This is a genomic window from Bacteroides sp. AR29, from assembly GCF_900217715.1.
GTDB classification, from domain to species: Bacteria; Bacteroidota; Bacteroidia; order Bacteroidales; family Bacteroidaceae; genus Bacteroides; species Bacteroides uniformis.
Genome location: NZ_OBMS01000038.1, coordinates 1 through 17,685 on the forward strand (window position 1 = coordinate 1; position 17,685 = coordinate 17,685).

The window sequence follows — 17,685 nt, forward strand, 5'->3', positions numbered from 1 at the left end:
GCTGCTTTCGTTTTCAAAAGCGGGTGCAAAGGTAAGAACTTTAAAGCATAACTTCCAAATGTTTCCGGAAGTTTTTTTTCACTTTTCTTTTCCAAAACCGAAGTTCCGAAAGAAACCTATGGCAAAGAAGAGAAAAATGGAAGCTTACCGCTCCGTTTTACTGTCAGAATGTCAAAACATCGCCGCCTTCGTTCCCGAAAGCGGATGCAAAAGTAGCGCTTTTACGGACATCTGCAAAATATATACAAGCTTTTTTTGAGGGTTTACGTGAACTTTTTCATAACTAGCTGATTGATAGATATGTTTTAAAGCATATTTTTTAAAGGGAAAGAAAGGAAGGAAGGAAGGGGACACATTATATATATACGCGCGCGCATCGGAATATACTAAGTTCACCCCTTGACATAGACCACAGAACGGCCGGCACCACGCTTGAGGAGCCCAAAGAGAACTGACAATAAACCTGCGAAAGGCTACATCCGGAAAGCCCGGATACTAAACGAGAACTACTGAACAACTTTTCTCACCACAGATATGTTTCTTTCTTACCACACCCGCGTTTCTTTCTTTCCACAGCTGTGGTAAGAAAAGAGCACTGCTGTGGTAAGATTAGTTTTTAGAGAAACAGACTCAGAAAGTAAAGAGATAGCAATTATATCTGGCATTTTAGAAACTAACTATCCATAAAGAACGAAATGAAATACTTCAAAGATAAAAGAAAAGAGAATGAAATCTCCCATAATACTGTGACAAACCAAAAAACTCAGCGACAGATAGGGTAAATATCAACCTAATTATTTATCTTTGTTAGCTTTTAAAAGTTAGCATACTAAAAACAATAAAGTGCAATGAAAGATTTTCTGAAATTTACGTTTGCCACCATTACCGGCATCATCGTATCAGTCGTTGTTTTAGTTTTCAGCAGTATTCTGTTGGTTTTCAGCATGGTATCATCTTCGGAGTCAGAAACGCAAGTACGCAAAAACTCCATTATGATGCTGGATTTGAATGGTGCACTGGCTGAACGCAGCCAAGACAATCCGTTCGATGCCCTTATGGGAGACAATTATAAGACTTATGGCCTGGATGATATCCTCTCTTCTATCAAAAAAGCAAAAGAGAATGACGACATTAAAGGTATCTATATAGAAGCGACTTCGCTGGGTGCAGGATTTGCTTCACGCGAAGAAATACGCAATGCATTGAAGGATTTCAAGGAATCGGGAAAATTCATCGTGGCTTATGGTGACAGCTATTCCCAAGGTCTTTATTATCTGTCAAGTGTAGCCGACAAGGTGTTGCTGAACCCGCAAGGTATGGTCGAGTGGAGGGGCTTGGCCGCTACCCCCATGTTCTTCAAGGATTTGCTGGCCAAAATCGGAGTAGAAATGCAGATATTCAAAGTAGGTACCTACAAATCGGCTGTAGAGCCTTTCATCTCTACCGAAATGAGCCCTGCCAACCGTGAACAAATCGACGCTTACCTGACCTCCATCTGGGGACAAGTGACCAATGATGTTGCAGAATCACGCAAAATATCTGTAGACTCACTGAACGCCATTGCCGACCGCATGTTGATGTTCTATCCCGCAGAAGAAAGTGTGCAATGCGGACTGGTCGATACATTAATATATAAGAATGATGTGCGCAACTACCTGAAAGCGATGGTAGGCATCGACAAAGACGACCGCATGCCCGTACTTGGTTTGCAGGACATGATTAACGTAAAGAAGAATGTTCCCAAAGACAAAAGTGGAAATGTGATTGCCGTATACTATGCCTATGGAGAAATTGACGGTGGTTCATCTTCTGCCTCCAGCGAAGAAGGCATCGACTCTAAAAAGGTGATTAAAGACCTGCGCAAGCTGAAAGATGACGAAGATGTAAAAGCTGTAGTATTACGCGTAAACTCACCGGGCGGAAGCGCCTATGGTTCAGAACAGATATGGTATGCCGTCAGCGAATTGAAGAAAGAGAAACCAGTCATTGTTTCCATGGGTGACTATGCAGCTTCAGGAGGTTACTACATTTCTTGTAGTGCAGACACCATCGTGGCCGAGCCTACCACACTGACGGGTTCTATCGGCATCTTCGGCATGTTCCCCAACGCAAAGGGGCTGACTGATAAAATCGGGGTAAATTTTGATGTAGTGAAAACCAATAAATACGCAGACTTCGGCATGCTGACACGCCCGATGAATGACGGGGAAAAAGGGCTGATGCAAATGTATGTGAACAACGGATATGACCTCTTCCTCACCCGCTGCTCCGATGGCCGAGGCATCAGCAAGGAAGACCTGGATAAAATTGCCCAAGGCCGTGTATGGACCGGAAGCAAGGCCAAGGAACTAGGACTAGTCGACGAATTGGGTGGTTTGGACAAAGCTTTGGACATTGCCATTGCAAAGGCCGGAGTAGATGCCTATACCGTGATGAGCTATCCGAAAAAGGAAAGTTTCTTTGAAAGTCTGATGAACACCAATCCGGGTAACTACATCAAAGCACGTATGCTGAAAGGCACAATGGGCGAGATATACCAGCAGTTCAGTGTCCTGGAGAATTTTGACAAATGTGACCGTATACAAGCACGTGTACCCTTTGAACTGAATATTCAATAAATGGAGGAAAACTTTATCAAGATATATCATTGGCTATATCCCCTATCATGGCTTTATGGGATAGGGGTATGCTTGCGAAATAAACTCTTTGACTGGGGCTGGCTCCGGTCAAAGAGTTTTGACGTTCCAGTAATATGCGTGGGCAATCTTGCTGTGGGCGGAACTGGTAAGACGCCACATACCGAATATCTGATAAAGCTATTACAAAAAAACGGAGTAAATGTAGCCACCCTCAGTCGGGGTTACAAGCGTAAAAGCCGAGGCTATGTATTGGCCGATGACAAGAGCAATGTACGCCAAATAGGTGACGAGCCGTATCAAATTAAAAATAAATTCCCCAATGCACGGGTAGCGGTAGACGAAAACCGTTGCCACGGCATTGAGCAACTGCTGAAACTGGAAAATCCCACTGTAGAAGCCATCATCCTGGACGATGCCTTCCAACATCGCCATGTAAAAGCTGGGCTGAACATTCTACTAACTGATTTTCACCGGTTACTGTGCGATGATGCCTTGCTCCCTGCCGGAAGACTCCGCGAACCTTCAAGCGGTAAAAACCGGGCACAGATGGTCATCGTTACCAAATGTCCGGATGATATCAAGCCGATAGACTTCAACATCATAGCTAAACGGCTCCACCTCTATCCATACCAACAACTGTATTTCTCCAGATTCCGCTATGGAATGTTGACACCGCTATTTCCCGAGAAAACGAACAGCCGGAAAGTGCTCTCCTCCCTCACCGGAGACGAGCAAGTACTGCTGGTGACAGGCATCGCCTCCCCCGCCCCCTTGCAGAAAGAAGTGGAATCTTACACGCCACACGTCAAATTGCTGGCATTTGATGACCATCATGACTTTACTCCCAAGGATTTATTGCAAATAAAGGAACAATTCCAGCACCTGGAAGAGTGGAAAAGACTGATAATCACCACGGAGAAAGATGCGGCAAGGTTGAAACTCCATCCCGCACTGGACGAAACACTAAAGCCGTACATCTACGTGCTGCCGATAGAAATAGAAATCTTACAAAATCAACAATATATATTTAACCAAAACATTATTGGCTATGTTAGAGCGCATTCAAGAAACAGCAGCCTTTCTGAAGGGAAAGATGCACACCCAGCCTGAGACAGCAATCATCCTCGGTACCGGACTCGGCAGTCTTGCCGGTGAAATCACTGAAAAGTATGAGATAAGGTACGAAGAAATCCCCAATTTCCCCGTCTCTACCGTAGAGGGACACAGCGGAAAACTTATCTTCGGCAAGCTGGGCCATAAAGACATCATGGCGATGCAGGGACGTTTCCATTTTTACGAGGGCTATTCCATGAAGGAAGTAACCTTCCCGGTACGTGTAATGCGCGAACTGGGTATCAAGACCTTATTCGTTTCCAATGCCAGTGGCGGCACAAATCCGGATTTTGCGATCGGTGACCTGATGATTATCACCGACCATATAAACTACTTCCCCGAACATCCATTGCGTGGCAAAAACATACCTTACGGTCCTCGCTTCCCGGATATGAGCGAAGCTTATGACAAAGAGCTGATTCGTAAGGCCGACGCCATTGCGGCAGAAAAGGGCATCAAGGTTCAGCACGGTGTCTATATCGGTACGCAAGGTCCCACATTCGAAACACCTGCGGAATACAAGATGTTCCATATTCTGGGTGCCGATGCAGTGGGCATGTCCACCGTGCCGGAAGTCATCGTGGCAAATCATTGCGGAATCAAAGTGTTCGGCGTATCTGTCATTACAGACTTGGGGGTAGAAGGTAAAATCGTAGAAGTCTCTCACGAAGAAGTGCAGAAAGCTGCGGACGAGGCGCAACCGAGAATGACAGAGATTATGCGTGAATTGATTAATAGAGCATAAGAAAGCATGAGAACAGAAATAGCTACCCTCGGTGAATTCGGCCTCATCCGACACCTCACCGAAGGCATTGAACTAAAGAACGAGTCGAGCCGATATGGTGTCGGAGATGATGCCGCCGTCCTCTCCTACCCGGCCGAAAAGGAAGTGCTCGTTACTACCGACTTGCTGATGGAAGGCGTCCATTTCGACCTTGTGTATGTACCGCTCAAGCATTTGGGGTATAAATCGGCCGTAGTCAATTTCTCTGATATCTATGCCATGAACGGCACACCGAAGCAGATTACCGTTTCCTTGGGCATATCCAAGCGTTTCAGTATAGAAGACATGGAGGAACTCTATGCCGGCATCCGTTTGGCTTGCGAAGAATATGATGTTGACATCGTGGGAGGAGACACCTCCGCTTCCTATACTGGGCTTACCATCAGCATCACCTGCATAGGCGAGGGTGAGAAAGGAAAAGTGGTCTACCGCAATGGTGCCCGTGAAACCGACCTGATTTGCGTCAGCGGCGACTTGGGTGCCGCCTACATGGGACTACAGCTTTTGGAACGCGAAAAGGCGGTGCTCAAAGGAGGTGACAAAGACTTGCAACCGGACTTCTCGGGGAAGGAGTATCTTCTGGAACGTCAACTGAAGCCCGAAGCACGCCGTGACATCATTCAGAAACTGGCAGAAGAAGGTATACAACCCACCTCCATGATGGATATATCGGACGGACTTTCTTCGGAATTACTGCATATCTGTACCCAAAGCAAAGTGGGTTGCCGAGTTTACGAAGAACATATTCCTATCGACTATCAGACGGCTGTAATGGCAGAAGAATTCAATATGAACCTGAGCACTTGTGCACTGAACGGAGGCGAGGATTATGAGTTATTGTTCACCGTCCCCATTGCCGACCATGAAAAAGTTGCCGAAATGGAAGGCGTCAAGCTGATTGGCCATATCACCAAACCAGAATTAGGCTGCGCCCTAATTACCCGTGACGGTCAAGAGTTTGAACTCAAAGCACAAGGATGGAATCCTTTGAAGGAAGAAGAGGCGGAAAAAGCATAACTATAAAACTTTTTCAGTATTTTTTCTCAAATCATAAACGCTGATAATTAGCCATATAGCCAATTATCAGCGTTTTTTATCATGAAAGCTATTGCATAGTCCAAAAGTTTCACTACCTTTGCAACCGCAAAAGAGATAAACATGGTGCCATAGCTCAGTTGGTAGAGCAAAGGACTGAAAATCCTTGTGTCCCCGGTTCGATTCCTGGTGGCACCACTTTTTAAGAAGGCAAAACGATGTAAATCCCTGAATTTCAAAGAAGTTCGGGGATTTTTCTTTCCCAAGAATAGGCAAAATTAGTGGGATTGAAGCAAACCATACGTCCTTATTCAAGGGACTGTTTTCAAAAGCCCGGAATGTTCCACTGCGAAGTATTTACTTCATTCTTTTACAGCACGTTGCACTATTTTACACTACAGGGTTCTCGGTTCGATTTCCTAACTTTGTATCATTAAAAATTGAGCCGTATGGAAAGAAAAAGATTCAGCGTGTTGTTCTTCATCAAGCGTAGCAAACTGTTAAAAAACGGGGAAGCACCCGTGCGTGTGCGTGTCACTTATGACCGCCTATACGTGGAACTTCAACTAAAGCGGAGTGTAAAAGTCCCACTTTGGTCGCAGGAAAAAGAGAAATCGACAGGCAAAGACCGAAACTCCGTAGAACTTAACCATTACATTGACGCCCTGCGTGTGAAATTCTATCAGATTTACCAAGACTTGGAACTGGAGGGAAAGATTATCTCCGCACGTGCCATAGTGAACCGCTATCAGGGAAAGGACGAGACTTTCAAGACATTATACAATGTGTTCAAGGAGCATAACGACAACTGCCGGAAGCTAATCGGGACGGACTATGCCGACATCACCGTAAGACGTTACGACAATTGCCTTAAATACCTCATGGAACTGGTTAAACGGGATTACAAGGTAGATGATATGTTGCTGCGTGAGGTGAACGGGGAACTGGTGCGCAAATTCGATTTATACCTAAAGACGGAGAAGCATTGCGCACAGAATACCGTTATCCGGTACATGAAATGTTTTAAGAAAGTGATAAACCTTGCCATTGCCAACGAGTGGCTGACAAAGAACCCGTTTGCAGGAATCAAGTTTCACGAGGTGGAAGTAAACAAACAGTTCCTAAGTCAAGCCGAGATAAACCGGATATGGCAGAAAGAGTTCAGGATTGAACGGCTGGAACTGGTACGGGATGTTTTTATCTTCTGCGTATATACCGGGCTGGCATTCATAGACGTGTATAACTTGCGCCCCGAACACGTTTCAGAGGACAGCAACGGCAACCTGTGGATAGTAAAACCCCGTGAAAAGACAAACAATATCTGCAACATCCCACTTTTGAGCATTCCCAAACAGATACTTGAAAAGTATAAGGATAACCCCTACTGCATGGATAAAGGAACTTTGTTACCCGTTCCCTGCAATCAGAAGATGAACAGCTACCTGAAAGAGATTGCCGACTTGTGCGGAATCAAAAAGAATCTGACCACGCACACAGCCCGCCATTCATTTGCTTCGGTGATAGCCCTTGCGAATAATGTTTCTTTACCAAATGTTGCTAAGATGTTGGGGCACTCTTCTACCCGAATGACACAGCATTATGCAAAAGTATTAGACCAAACGATATTAAGGGATATGCAAGCAGTGGAGCAGAGTTTCAACCTGTAAAAAAGATTAAGTTTTAATAAAATCACCCACATTGTTCTATAGATATACAATGTGGGTGACTATTATCAGCATAGCAAACAATGCTTTTGCCATATTTTGGTTATTTTATAAATTTTCAATCTCGCTTTTTATATGTCTGCATTTACTGAAATTTCTAAACATCTGCGGAATCATTGAATTAGGATACAATTCCTCTACCTTATCTTTAACTAATAAAATCATATCTGAAATCAGTGATAAAACCTGATTTTCCTGATATTGGGTAAAGTCAAAAGAATAATCCTCTAAAATATGTTGGGGAATACTTTGAAACACCATATGAGCAATAAATAGATTACCGTATATGTATATACCTTTTTCTCTTCCATTAGAAACCATTATACATTCACGCAAAGAAGATAAGACTTTTCTATATACCAAAATACTCCTCGAAAGCCTAGTTGCACTTAAATTTGCATTAAACAAATCTGTATATGGCTTTCTTGTTCTATCTTCCCACAATTTACCTATTTCTCTCTTTGCTTGGACTGTTAATGTTACATCAGGATTAAATGTAGCCAAGCTTAAAGTAGCTTCTTCTAACGAATAATTATTTTCATCCAAAATAATTTTTTCATCAGTTCTTTTATAATGATAACATATGCCTTCAAGAGCTAATTCTGTTTTAAGCCTTTCTTGTTCAGAATCAAGAGATATAAAATCTTTTTTATCAACTTTATTTTGAGTATTAGTTGCAATAGTTATTTTTTCTGCCAATCCTACAGGAGCATTTTCTAAAGAGATAAACTTCACAAAGACTTTTAAAGGACTTTCTTCTTCTAAACGAGATGTGAAATAAGAACCTATAGTTCCTAAAGTTTGGGCTCCATTTACAATTGATATACCTTCACATATAAAAGCACCTATTGTTTTATCACTTCCACCCACAGGTTTTTTTCTGATTTTATCGCATAGGACAGTTATACCATTATTATAAAAAATAAAATTTTGTGGTTCATTTTTTATCGTGTTCGTAATTTCTTCATTAACATCTGATGACCCCAAAAAATTACGTATATTTTCAGAAAAAAGTTTTCTTTTATAAGTAATCCACCAATGTGCCAAATCTACACCACTTATTTGCCCGTAAATAGCATTATATGGTTCTTCTATTTGCCCCCAATTAGATAATGTAATATCAACATTTATAGGAGAGCCATCAATGCCCCCCAGTAATCCCTTATGAGCTTGATTTAGATTAAAATCTGTAAAATATGCCAGTTCCGACGTATCGTTTAATTCCTCAAGAAAATCATTAATAGTTTGTATATTATGAGAAGATAATTGAGAACCTGTATATGCAAAAACAATTTGTATTTTCACAAAAGGGTCATTCAATGCCTCAATAATATCATTTGACATAACTTTTATTTTCTCATTAAACCGGTCAAATCGTAAATCTATTAAGTCATGCATTCCTGCAATAAATTTGAGGACATCACCATTATCAATCCCCCCATTACCACTTTCGATAAATTTAGACTGAACAATCCATATGCTTTTAGTAACTTTATCAAAAAAAATTGCATCAACTCCATTATCATCATATCCGTCTATTATAGACTTAGAAGCAACTTCTGCACTACAAGGTGCTAAAATGGAAATTGCATATGCAGCAAGAGCTCGAGAAAGCATATTCTTATGTTGTTCCTCTTTACTCTTCTTAGACAAATCAGCAATATCTATAAACTCGCTAAAAGTGTTCTCTAAAAAACTCTTTATATGATTAACATGTAATTTACTCATAATACACATTTTTAATATATGCAAAATTATAAATTATCAGTGGAACGAACAAATTTGTTTATATAATATCGTTCTAACAACCTAATAATATCACTTTCCCGGTAAATGATTTTTCCCGGAAGCTGCACGTACCCCAGCAGCCCCGTGTCCCTGTAATCCTGCAACGTCCGTTTGCTGATGCAAAGCCGCCTGCACACCTCATCGCCCGTCAGGTAGTGTTCACCGTTCAATACCGGGCGATAGTTCATTACCACGTACTCCACGTTTTCCAACACCCTGTCAAGGGAAGAAAACAGTACCAGCGTGGTTTCGGAATCTTTCGTTATCAAATCCATACGCCTACTTTTTAGAATTGTCCCTTGTTGAGCAGAAATGTTTCCACGTCCGAAGCCTTGTAGTAAATCTTATTGTTAATCTGCGAGTAAGGCAGTTTCCCCGTGTCACGGTAGGTCTGCATCGTCCGGGCTGAAACGTTCAGCAGACGGCAGGTTTCGCAGTTATCCAGCCATTTGTCACGCTTCCTGCGCAAAGGTACGCAGAGCGCATCCACACGCCCCACAAAGTTTTCAAACCTCTGTTTCCAAAGCTCAAAAGTTTTCTTTTCAATCGTCACTATTTCCATAACCGATATCTTTATTCTTATCAATACTCCATTTTTCTTCACTGGTGCAAATATATAAGGGTGAATAATAGGTTGTTTCCCTCTGTCCGAAAATGACCTTGCGTGTCCGAAAATGTCCACCGCCAACCCAAAAACAACATGAAAGAAACGAACCGATAACAAAAAAACTGTTTTTTCCACTCCTTAAATAAGTAAGGTTAATGAACACAAAGCCGTTTCCTATTTGCCGACATTAATTTGGTGCAGAGCGAAGCAAAGCGATTCCAAACGGCTGACGCTTTGTTTTTTACCGATTTTTCTTATTTTATTTGTGGTGCTAATTCAAAAATTAAGCACTCATGAATAATCCTTTCGAAGAAATTTTCAAGCGGCTGGAGAACATCGAAAAGATGATTGCCCCGGTCATGGGCGCACAGCCCGAAGAACGGCAGGGCGGAAAAGAGCCTGTGTTAGTCAAAATATCCGTTGCCAGCGGCATAACCGGATATTCGGTCAATTACCTGTATCATTTAGCCAGCAAGGGACTGATACCGTGTGTCAAGCGTGGGCGTACCCTGCGTTTCGACATGGAGGAACTCAAAAAATGGATGCAACAGCAGTATGTCCCGGCTTCTAACAGACTTCCCGATGAAAAAGAAAAGAGATGATGAAACACGGCATATCGAGGGTTGGCAGTCGAAGAACGAGCGCATCGAAAGCCTGTTGAACGTCCTGTATGATTTCCGGTTCAACACCGTAAAGAGCCGGACGGAATACCGGGCTGCGTGTTCTTCGGACTTGTACCAGCCCGTTACAAAATTCGCCCTGAACACTTTCAGGCGCAGGCTGGACGCAACGGCTGACATTGCCACCTCGACCGACAACATACGCATGATACTGGAAAGCGACTTCGCAAGAAAGGCTCACCCCATACAGGAGTATTTCAACGCCCTGCCCTTACTGAATCCTGCCGAACACGGGCATATCGGCAGGCTTCTGAACACGGTACAGGTAGCCAACCCCGGCAAATGGGAGGAATATTTCACGAAATGGCTTATCGGTGTGGTAGCCAACGCGATGAACGACACGGGGTGTCAGAACCATACTTGTTTGGTGCTGACCGGAGATAGGCAGGGGCAGTTCAAATCGTGGTGGCTGGACAACCTTTGCCCGACACCGCTTAAGAACTACCTGTTCACCGGGAAGATAGACCCGCAGGGCAAAGACATCCTGACACTGATAGCCGAATACCTGTTCATCAACATTGACGACCAGCTAAAGGAACTCAACAAGCAGAACGAGAACGCATTGAAGAACCTTATCACCACCCCGGCGGTGAAGTACCGCAGACCGTATGATATTTACATAGAGGAATACCCCCACCTCGCCAGCTTCATGGCTTCGGTGAACGGCAACGAGTTCCTGACCGACCCGACAGGCAGCAGGCGTTTTTTGCCGTTCGAGGTGCTGCACATAGACAAGCCCACGGCAGAAAGCATCCGCATGGATAACGTCTATTCCGAAATCATGTACCTGTACCGTCAGGGCGTGCGCTACTGGTTCAATGATGCGGAGATTGAAGAACTGCACCTGACAAATGCGGAATTTGAGGTACAGACAATCGAGTTTGAGATGCTGACACAATACTTTGAGAAGCCGACAGAGGAGGAAGAAGCCCTGTTCTTCATGACAACGGCACAGGTACTCGCATACCTGCGTAATATATCCCCCGTCCAGCTATCCGAAAAAAGGCTGGGCGAATCATTGCGGAAAATCGGTTTCAAGCGGGTACAGAAGCGCATCAACAACAACCATTATCCGGTATACGGGTACAGGATAAAGCCCGTTCCGGCTTCCCGTACAGGGGATGATTACGGGTAGAACCGGAATGTAGTAGCTTCTACATATTGTTTGATACATACATAACAATTTAATAAACAGTAGTTTACCAATTATGTAGTATGAAGTAAGATAGAATCCCAAACTTTTGGAAAATCCGGGAAAAAGAAAAAACGGCAATATAATATATAGAATATATTTATTCCTTTTTTAAAGGATAAATAATTACTATGTTACTACATGTACTACAATCCGTTGAAAAAGAAAAAGATAGATGTAGTAGTGCCCCGTGCTTCTTCTTACTCGCTTCTTGCTTCATTATTACTATCGTTAAATAAAAAAATAAAGATTATGACCTACAAGGAAGCCAACAATATCAGTATCAAGGATTACTTGAACTCTTTGGGAATCCAGCCCGTCACGGAAAAGGGAAGTTACGGGATGTACCGCAGCCCCTTACGGGAGGACAACACACCGAGTTTCAAGGTGGATTATAACGCCAATCTATGGTGTGACTACGGAACTGGCGAGGGCGGGACGCTCATCGACCTTGTGATGAAGCAGAACGGGTGCAACGCCTACGGTGCTATCTGCCGACTGGAGCAGGGCGACACTACCTCTTTTTCCTTCCACGGGAAAGACCTGCCCGAAAGGGACACGAAAAGGCAGGCAGCCAGCCCGATAGAGATACGCAGAATACAGCCGTTACAGAATCCGGCACTCATGCGATACTTGCAGGAAAGGGGGATTTCCCCCGGAACGGTAGCCCCATACGTGCAGGAGATGTATTACCGCATCGGTGGGAAGCCTTATTTTGCGCTGGCGTTCAAAAATGATTCAGGAGGTTACGAGCTTCGCAATCCCCGTTTCAAGGGCAGCACATCGAAAGACATCACCCACATAAGGCAAAAGGGAGAGCCGAGAGATACCTGTTTCGTGTTCGAGGGCTTTATGGATTTCCTCTCATTCCTCACTATCCGGCAACAGAAAAGCCCGGGTATGCCCTGTACCGACTGGCAGGATTACGTTATCCTGAACTCCACCGCCAACGTAGATAAAGCCTTATATCCGCTGGCTGGTTACGGGCATATACACTGTATGCTTGACAATGACGAGGCAGGCAGGAAAGCGGTTGAAGCCATAAGGCAGGAATACAAATGGCGTGTACGTGACGCATCACACCTGTACAGCGGTCACAATGACCTGAACGACTATCTGCGTGGGATAAAGGCAAGCCAGCCGGAAAAGCGGGGCTTTGAAAGCAGGATGAAGCAGCCCGGCAACATATCCCAACCGGAGCAGGGCAACAGACAAAATCCGGGTGAAAAAAGAAAGAGAGGGCTAAGGATGTGACCTGCAAGGCTGGCGGCATGAACCGACGGCAGGCTGTGTGATTAGGGAGAGCAAGGTTATGTTTCGGTTTACCGAAACACCTTGCTTTGCTTGGTAGCAAAGAAAATTTCTCCCGTTGGTCGCAATTTTTAAGATACCACCTAAAAGCAAAAACGTATGACAGAGACAAGGAATAAATCGGGAGGTCGCCCGGCAAAGAACCGGGTAAACAAATATCAAAAGGTAGTCAGCACGAAGCTGACCGAGTTACAGTTCTACGCAATCAGGAAGCGAGCCGGGGAAGCCGGGCTGCGTGTCAGCGAGTACGTCCGGCAGGCGGTCGTTTCGGCAGAGGTAACGCCCCGGCTGAACAGGCAGGATGCGGACACTATCCGCAAGCTGGCGGGCGAAGCCAACAACATCAACCAGCTGGCGCACCGGGCGAATGCCGGAGGGTTCGCACTGGTGGCGGTGGAACTGGTGAAACTCAAAAACAGGATTGTCGAAATCATAAACCAACTGTCGGATGATTGGAAAAATAAGAAAGGGAAGCGGATTTAAAGGCTGCGTGAACTATGTACTCGGCAAGGAACAGGCAACCTTGCTTCATGCGGAGGGAGTGTTAGCGGAAAGCAACCGGGACATCATACGCAGTTTCATACTGCAAGCCGGGATGAATCCCGACCTGAAAAAGCCTGTCGGACATATTGCGCTAAGCTATTCCCCGGTGGACGCACCCAAGCTGACAGACGAGAAAATGGTACAGCTTGCACAGGAGTACATGCGTGAAATGAAAATCACTGATACGCAGTACATCATCGTGCGCCACCAAGACCGGGAACACCCGCACGTGCATATCGTGTTCAACCGCATAGACAACAACGGCAAGACCATTTCGGACAGGAACGACATGTACCGCAACGAACAGGTATGCAAGAAGCTGAAAACCAAACACGGGCTTTATTTCGCTAAAGGCAAGGAGCATGTAAAGCAGCACCGTTTGAGAGAACCGGACAAATCCAAATACGAGATTTACAATGCCGTAAAGGATGAAATCGGGAAATCAAGGAACTGGCAGCAGTTACAAACCCGGCTGGCAGAAAAGGGTATCGGGATTCATTTCAAGTACAGGGGACAAGCTGGCGAAGTGCAGGGCATATCCTTTTCCAAAGGCGAATATACGTTCAAGGGTTCGGAGATAGACCGCAGTTTCAGTTTCTCCAAGCTGGATAAATGCTTCGGGGATGCGGGGCTGAACACTACCGGAAGCAACCGACAGACGGTTTCCGCACCTGTTCAGGAGCCAGGCAGACACCGGGCAAAGCCGACAGTCCGTTACTGGCAGGCTTGGGCGGTCTGTTCTCCGCCCCGTCCTCTCCGGCTGATGAAACGCCCGACAATCCCGGTGAAAGAAAAAAGAAGAAAAAGAAACGACACTTAAAATTATAGGAACATGGAAGAAAATTTAATTTTGGAGGGGCTTCTCTCTATGGTTACGGAACTGAAAGAACGGCAGGAGAAGCAAATAACGCCAGCCAGCCGGGAGGAAACGATTAACCGACTGGACGTTATCGAACAGCGCATTTCGGAAATGCAAGGTAAATCCGGCATTACTGAAAACATGGTGCAGGAGATTCTAAACCAAATCGGCAGTATTGGAAAAGGGCAGTCCGAGAACCAAAAACAAGACCTTGAAGATATAAAGGGGCTTATCGTGACCTCGCACCGATATTTCAAGGAGCGGTTAAAGGTGTTGTTCCCGGCTGATGATACACCAGCCGGAGAAATAACACCCGCTTCATGGTACAGCAAACTGACATACCGGGTAACTCCCTATTTGAAACCCAAGTTCTTTCTTCTTTCAGCAGGGATAATCATTTGTCTTGTGTCGCTTGCATTGAATGTGCGGTTTATACAAAGAATGCAACGGTTACAGGACAATGATATAAAATACCGCTATATCCTGATGAAAGGAAAGGCAGACGGCAGCAGCCTTGATTTGCTGGAAACGAAGTTCAGCCGGGAACGGGACAACGCTTTCATCCGAAGCCTGACCGATTCGGTGAAAGGCTTTGAATACCGCAGCAGGAAGCAGGCGGAAGCGTTGGAACGGGCAAGGCTGTTGAACGAGCAAGCCGAGCAGCTAAGGGAGAAAGCCGACAAATTAGGCAAACCATAAATCCAAAGCGAAGCCGGAGCAGAACCGCCCCGGCTTTCTAATTCACTTCTTTTTCTTCGTGCAGTGTTCTTTCTCGAACTGGCGTAGCGTGGTGACGCTGAACCGTTCCTTGATGAACTCCCGGACATCGGAAGCCTTGTAGTACACTTTTCCGCTGATTGTGAAGTACGGCAGCGCACCGATAGCCCGGTAGCGTTGCAGGGTCTTGATACTTACTTTGAACAGCAGGCACAAGTCCTGATTATCCAGCAGGTTGTCATCTTCGGGCAGCACCCTGTCGGCATTGCGCAGTACCCGTACATCCTTGCAGAGTTCTTCCAGTTTGGCGTACAGCTTCTGCATCCATACGCTGAAATCGTCATTGTCTATATACATGATTGCTTCATTTTTCTGATTATACATTCTTGTCTGTCAATCGATTGATGAAGCAAAGTTCAGAAAACAGGTGCAAAGAAATTATAGGGGAACTAATGGAATCCCCTATAAATAAATCATAAGTAACTGATTATCTATATCCTTTCTTGTCATGTTCCTTTTTGATAAGTTCTGCCAGTCCATTAAGAAACTCTGTCAGCTTGCCCGGCTTGCGTTTTATCACGTCCTCATGTTTTTGGTAACAGTCGCCTATCCTGATGTTGAACAGCCATTCAAAGGCTTTCGCCAAGTCCACCAAGTAGGCGGGCTTGCCGTTCTGATACACGATGTCTTTGGAGAGGAACAGACCGCTTACCATTTCCATGATGTTGATAAGGGTCGTTTTGTCAGCGAGATATAGAGGAGAAAGGAGCTGTTTATTAGTACGTTGTTGTAGCTGTTCCGGGTATTTGATACGCCACTCGATAAGGCGTATTTCAGTGTTCAAAAGTCCAATCGCTTCATCAATTAGATGCAGATAGGGCATTTTTTTCTTGCTCAAACCGTACACGATACGATTTAAGACGGTGCAAACCAAAGGAAAAATAACGCAGTGATACGCTATAATCCTGTTCGTTGATACTAAAATTGGCTACATGCGTAGCCAATTCCTCAATAGCTTCTGTAAACTCCGATGCAGAAACTTTACGTTGTGAGTATTCCGATAATAATCGAAAAAACTTCTGTTGTAATAATTTATTCATATTAATTGCTATAACTAAGAATATAGTGAGTATTCCTTATTATCCTAAAAATAAAGAAACTCACTATATTGCTTCAATTTTATAGATTTCCTAATTCTTGCAAAATAGCTTTTCCCACCTCTAAGGCAGATTGAGGGTTTTGCCCTGTTATAATTCTATGGTCTACTGTAACATGTGACTTCCACAAACCGGATTTTTCAAAAAGACAACCTCTTTTTTTTAGTTCTGTTTCAAGCATAAATGGTACTATTGAATCTGTATTAAGGAATTTTTCTTCTTCATTCGTGAAACTATTTATTTTTCTACCCTTGATTAATAGCTCTCCATTTGATAATTTTACATTCAATAAAGCTGCTGGCGCATGACAGACAGCACTTACAACACCCCCATTTTCATAAATTGTTTGAGCTATTCTTCCTAAATCTTGGTTATTAGGATAATCCCACATAACTCCGTGTCCCCCAGCATAAAAAACTGCAATGTATTCTACAGGATTAACTTCTTTGGGATTTAATGTATGCTCTATTTTAAATCGATAAACCGAGTTTTCCCAAAACGCTTTATTTATTTCATCTGTCAAATCGACTGCTTCTGCTGGAGCTTTACCACCTTTGGGACTTACAAAATCTATCTCATACCCAGCACTTATCAAAACAAACCAAGGATGGCTTACTTCTGATAAATAATAACCTGTTGGATTATTGGTATTTCCCAATCTATCATGACTGGTAACAACAAATAATATCTTCTTTTTCATTTCCTAATTTATATATATGAAACAATTTCATTAATTTCCTTTCTCGTAGATAGTTGATGTTCTTTGCTAATTGGATAGCCAATGGGAATTATTGCTATAGGTTGAATATATGCTTCTAAATCAAGATTTTCCTTACACATCGCAACATCAAAATTGCATACCCAACAAGTTCCTAACCCTTGTTCTGCTGCTGCTAAACAAATATGCTCAGTAGTTATAGCCCCGTCAATATCAGCATGGTTTTTATTGTCAAACTGTCGTTTCCATGCAATATCAGTATTTACGCAGACAACAATATATACAGGAGCTTCCGTAAACCATTTTGCCGGATAGCACTTGGCTAATTTCTGTTTTTGGGAATCGCTCTGTACTACAATAAATGTCCACGGTTGTTTATTGACTGCCGAAGGAGCCAAACGAGCACAATCCAAAATATAGTCCAGTTTTTCTTTTTCTACCACTTGCTGTGCATAATGCCTAACAGAATGGCGTTCTTTTACTAATTCTAAGAAGTTCATAATTCATATCACTACTGTCCCGTAAAAGTGGATAAATAGTTCTTTGAAATTATTGAAATATAGTCAATTACACGGTTTTTTGAAATGAAACGGACTTGATTTTGCAACTTTGCAGTCTAATACAAATGGCTGCTATGTTCCAAGACAAATACGTATTCTCTCAATTAACCGCTTTTCTGAACAGGACTCAGTTTAACAACTATGTTCGCAAGTATGGTGGCAACCGATATGTGAAACATTTCACTTGCTGGAATCAGATGCTCGCGATGATGTTTGGACAACTGAGTAACCGTGAGAGCCTGCGAGACTTAATCGTTG

19 protein-coding genes, 1 tRNA gene and 2 pseudogenes are annotated in these 17,685 nt (G+C 43.7%); 14 read left to right on the plus strand and 8 right to left on the minus strand.

Annotation, left to right across the window (positions count from 1 at the left end):
- The 7 genes from CSD97_RS18975 to CSD97_RS18000 all read left to right on the plus strand — a co-directional run.
- Window positions 1-259: hypothetical protein (locus tag CSD97_RS18975; RefSeq protein WP_244284058.1), on the plus strand; the 259-nt coding region annotated here is incomplete at its 5' end.
- A 589-nt stretch (window positions 260-848) separates the two neighbouring features.
- Window positions 849-2,618, plus strand: coding sequence for a signal peptide peptidase SppA (gene sppA / locus CSD97_RS17975; protein ID WP_098032844.1), 1,770 nt, complete (start codon window positions 849-851; stop codon window positions 2,616-2,618).
- A complete protein-coding gene (lpxK, locus tag CSD97_RS17980; protein WP_009037013.1) occupies window positions 2,619-3,749 on the plus strand; it encodes a tetraacyldisaccharide 4'-kinase in 1,131 nt (376 codons plus the stop codon).
- A complete protein-coding gene (locus tag CSD97_RS17985) occupies window positions 3,688-4,497 on the plus strand; it encodes a purine-nucleoside phosphorylase (protein ID WP_005835556.1) in 810 nt (269 codons plus the stop codon). Before lpxK ends, CSD97_RS17985 begins: the two co-directional genes overlap by 62 nt.
- Before the next feature lie 6 nt (window positions 4,498-4,503).
- A complete protein-coding gene (gene thiL, locus CSD97_RS17990; RefSeq protein WP_005828671.1) occupies window positions 4,504-5,553 on the plus strand; it encodes a thiamine-phosphate kinase in 1,050 nt (349 codons plus the stop codon).
- A gap of 143 nt (window positions 5,554-5,696) precedes the next feature.
- Window positions 5,697-5,769: transfer RNA gene (locus tag CSD97_RS17995), tRNA-Phe, on the plus strand.
- Window positions 5,770-6,020: 251 nt separating this feature from the next.
- Window positions 6,021-7,238 (plus strand): site-specific integrase, encoded by a 1,218-nt coding sequence (locus CSD97_RS18000; RefSeq protein WP_098032845.1) that lies wholly within the window; start codon window positions 6,021-6,023, stop codon window positions 7,236-7,238.
- Between the two features lie 105 nt (window positions 7,239-7,343).
- On the opposite strand, the gene CSD97_RS18005 is transcribed toward CSD97_RS18000, so the two are convergent.
- The 3 genes and pseudogenes from CSD97_RS18005 to CSD97_RS18015 all read right to left on the minus strand — a co-directional run bounded on the left by CSD97_RS18005 (window position 7,344) and on the right by CSD97_RS18015 (window position 9,645).
- Window positions 7,344-9,023, minus strand: coding sequence for an AIPR family protein (locus tag CSD97_RS18005; protein ID WP_159461943.1), 1,680 nt, complete (start codon window positions 9,021-9,023; stop codon window positions 7,344-7,346).
- Between the two features lie 26 nt (window positions 9,024-9,049).
- Window positions 9,050-9,358, minus strand: coding sequence for a helix-turn-helix domain-containing protein (locus tag CSD97_RS18010; protein WP_098032847.1), 309 nt, complete (start codon window positions 9,356-9,358; stop codon window positions 9,050-9,052).
- Window positions 9,359-9,362: 4 nt separating this feature from the next.
- A pseudogene (locus tag CSD97_RS18015) lies at window positions 9,363-9,645 on the minus strand (helix-turn-helix domain-containing protein).
- 338 nt (window positions 9,646-9,983) lie between these two features.
- Between CSD97_RS18015 and CSD97_RS18020 the strand changes: the two are divergent.
- From CSD97_RS18020 to CSD97_RS18045, 6 genes and pseudogenes are all read left to right on the plus strand, one after another.
- Window positions 9,984-10,292: a helix-turn-helix domain-containing protein gene (locus CSD97_RS18020; protein WP_098032849.1), complete on the plus strand. Its 309-nt coding sequence runs from the start codon at window positions 9,984-9,986 to the stop codon at window positions 10,290-10,292.
- Complete coding sequence (locus CSD97_RS18025) at window positions 10,273-11,505, plus strand: VapE domain-containing protein (protein ID WP_098032850.1); 1,233 nt, start codon at window positions 10,273-10,275, stop codon at window positions 11,503-11,505. Before CSD97_RS18020 ends, CSD97_RS18025 begins: the two co-directional genes overlap by 20 nt.
- 309 nt (window positions 11,506-11,814) lie before the next feature.
- On the plus strand, window positions 11,815-12,816 hold the full coding sequence (locus tag CSD97_RS18030; RefSeq protein WP_173675127.1) for a toprim domain-containing protein: 1,002 nt from the start codon (window positions 11,815-11,817) through the stop codon (window positions 12,814-12,816).
- Window positions 12,817-12,972: 156 nt separating this feature from the next.
- Window positions 12,973-13,356 carry a MobC family plasmid mobilization relaxosome protein gene (locus CSD97_RS18035; protein ID WP_098032852.1) on the plus strand — a complete coding sequence of 128 codons (384 nt, stop codon included), beginning with the start codon at window positions 12,973-12,975 and terminating at the stop codon, window positions 13,354-13,356.
- A pseudogene (locus tag CSD97_RS18040) lies at window positions 13,322-14,244 on the plus strand (relaxase/mobilization nuclease domain-containing protein). The gene CSD97_RS18035 and the pseudogene CSD97_RS18040 overlap by 35 nt, the downstream one beginning before the upstream one ends.
- Before the next feature lie 4 nt (window positions 14,245-14,248).
- Window positions 14,249-14,974 (plus strand): hypothetical protein, encoded by a 726-nt coding sequence (locus CSD97_RS18045; RefSeq protein WP_098032853.1) that lies wholly within the window; start codon window positions 14,249-14,251, stop codon window positions 14,972-14,974.
- 42 nt (window positions 14,975-15,016) lie between these two features.
- On the opposite strand, the gene CSD97_RS18050 is transcribed toward CSD97_RS18045, so the two are convergent.
- From CSD97_RS18050 to CSD97_RS18070, 5 genes are all read right to left on the minus strand, one after another.
- On the minus strand, window positions 15,017-15,349 hold the full coding sequence (locus CSD97_RS18050) for a helix-turn-helix domain-containing protein (RefSeq protein WP_005645903.1): 333 nt from the start codon (window positions 15,347-15,349) through the stop codon (window positions 15,017-15,019).
- 130 nt (window positions 15,350-15,479) lie between these two features.
- Window positions 15,480-15,899: an RteC domain-containing protein gene (locus tag CSD97_RS18055; protein WP_173675128.1), complete on the minus strand. Its 420-nt coding sequence runs from the start codon at window positions 15,897-15,899 to the stop codon at window positions 15,480-15,482.
- Window positions 15,853-16,092: a hypothetical protein gene (locus CSD97_RS18060; protein WP_098032855.1), complete on the minus strand. Its 240-nt coding sequence runs from the start codon at window positions 16,090-16,092 to the stop codon at window positions 15,853-15,855. The genes CSD97_RS18055 and CSD97_RS18060 overlap by 47 nt, the downstream gene beginning before the upstream one ends.
- Window positions 16,093-16,171: 79 nt before the next feature.
- A complete protein-coding gene (locus CSD97_RS18065) occupies window positions 16,172-16,849 on the minus strand; it encodes a type 1 glutamine amidotransferase domain-containing protein (RefSeq protein ID WP_098032856.1) in 678 nt (225 codons plus the stop codon).
- Between the two features lie 8 nt (window positions 16,850-16,857).
- A complete protein-coding gene (locus CSD97_RS18070) occupies window positions 16,858-17,367 on the minus strand; it encodes a nitroreductase family protein (protein WP_042985800.1) in 510 nt (169 codons plus the stop codon).
- Window positions 17,368-17,501: 134 nt separating this feature from the next.
- Here CSD97_RS18070 and CSD97_RS18075 point away from each other — a divergent pair.
- Window positions 17,502-17,685 (plus strand): DUF4372 domain-containing protein (locus CSD97_RS18075; RefSeq protein WP_143272444.1); only part of this gene is annotated, 184 nt, incomplete at its 3' end.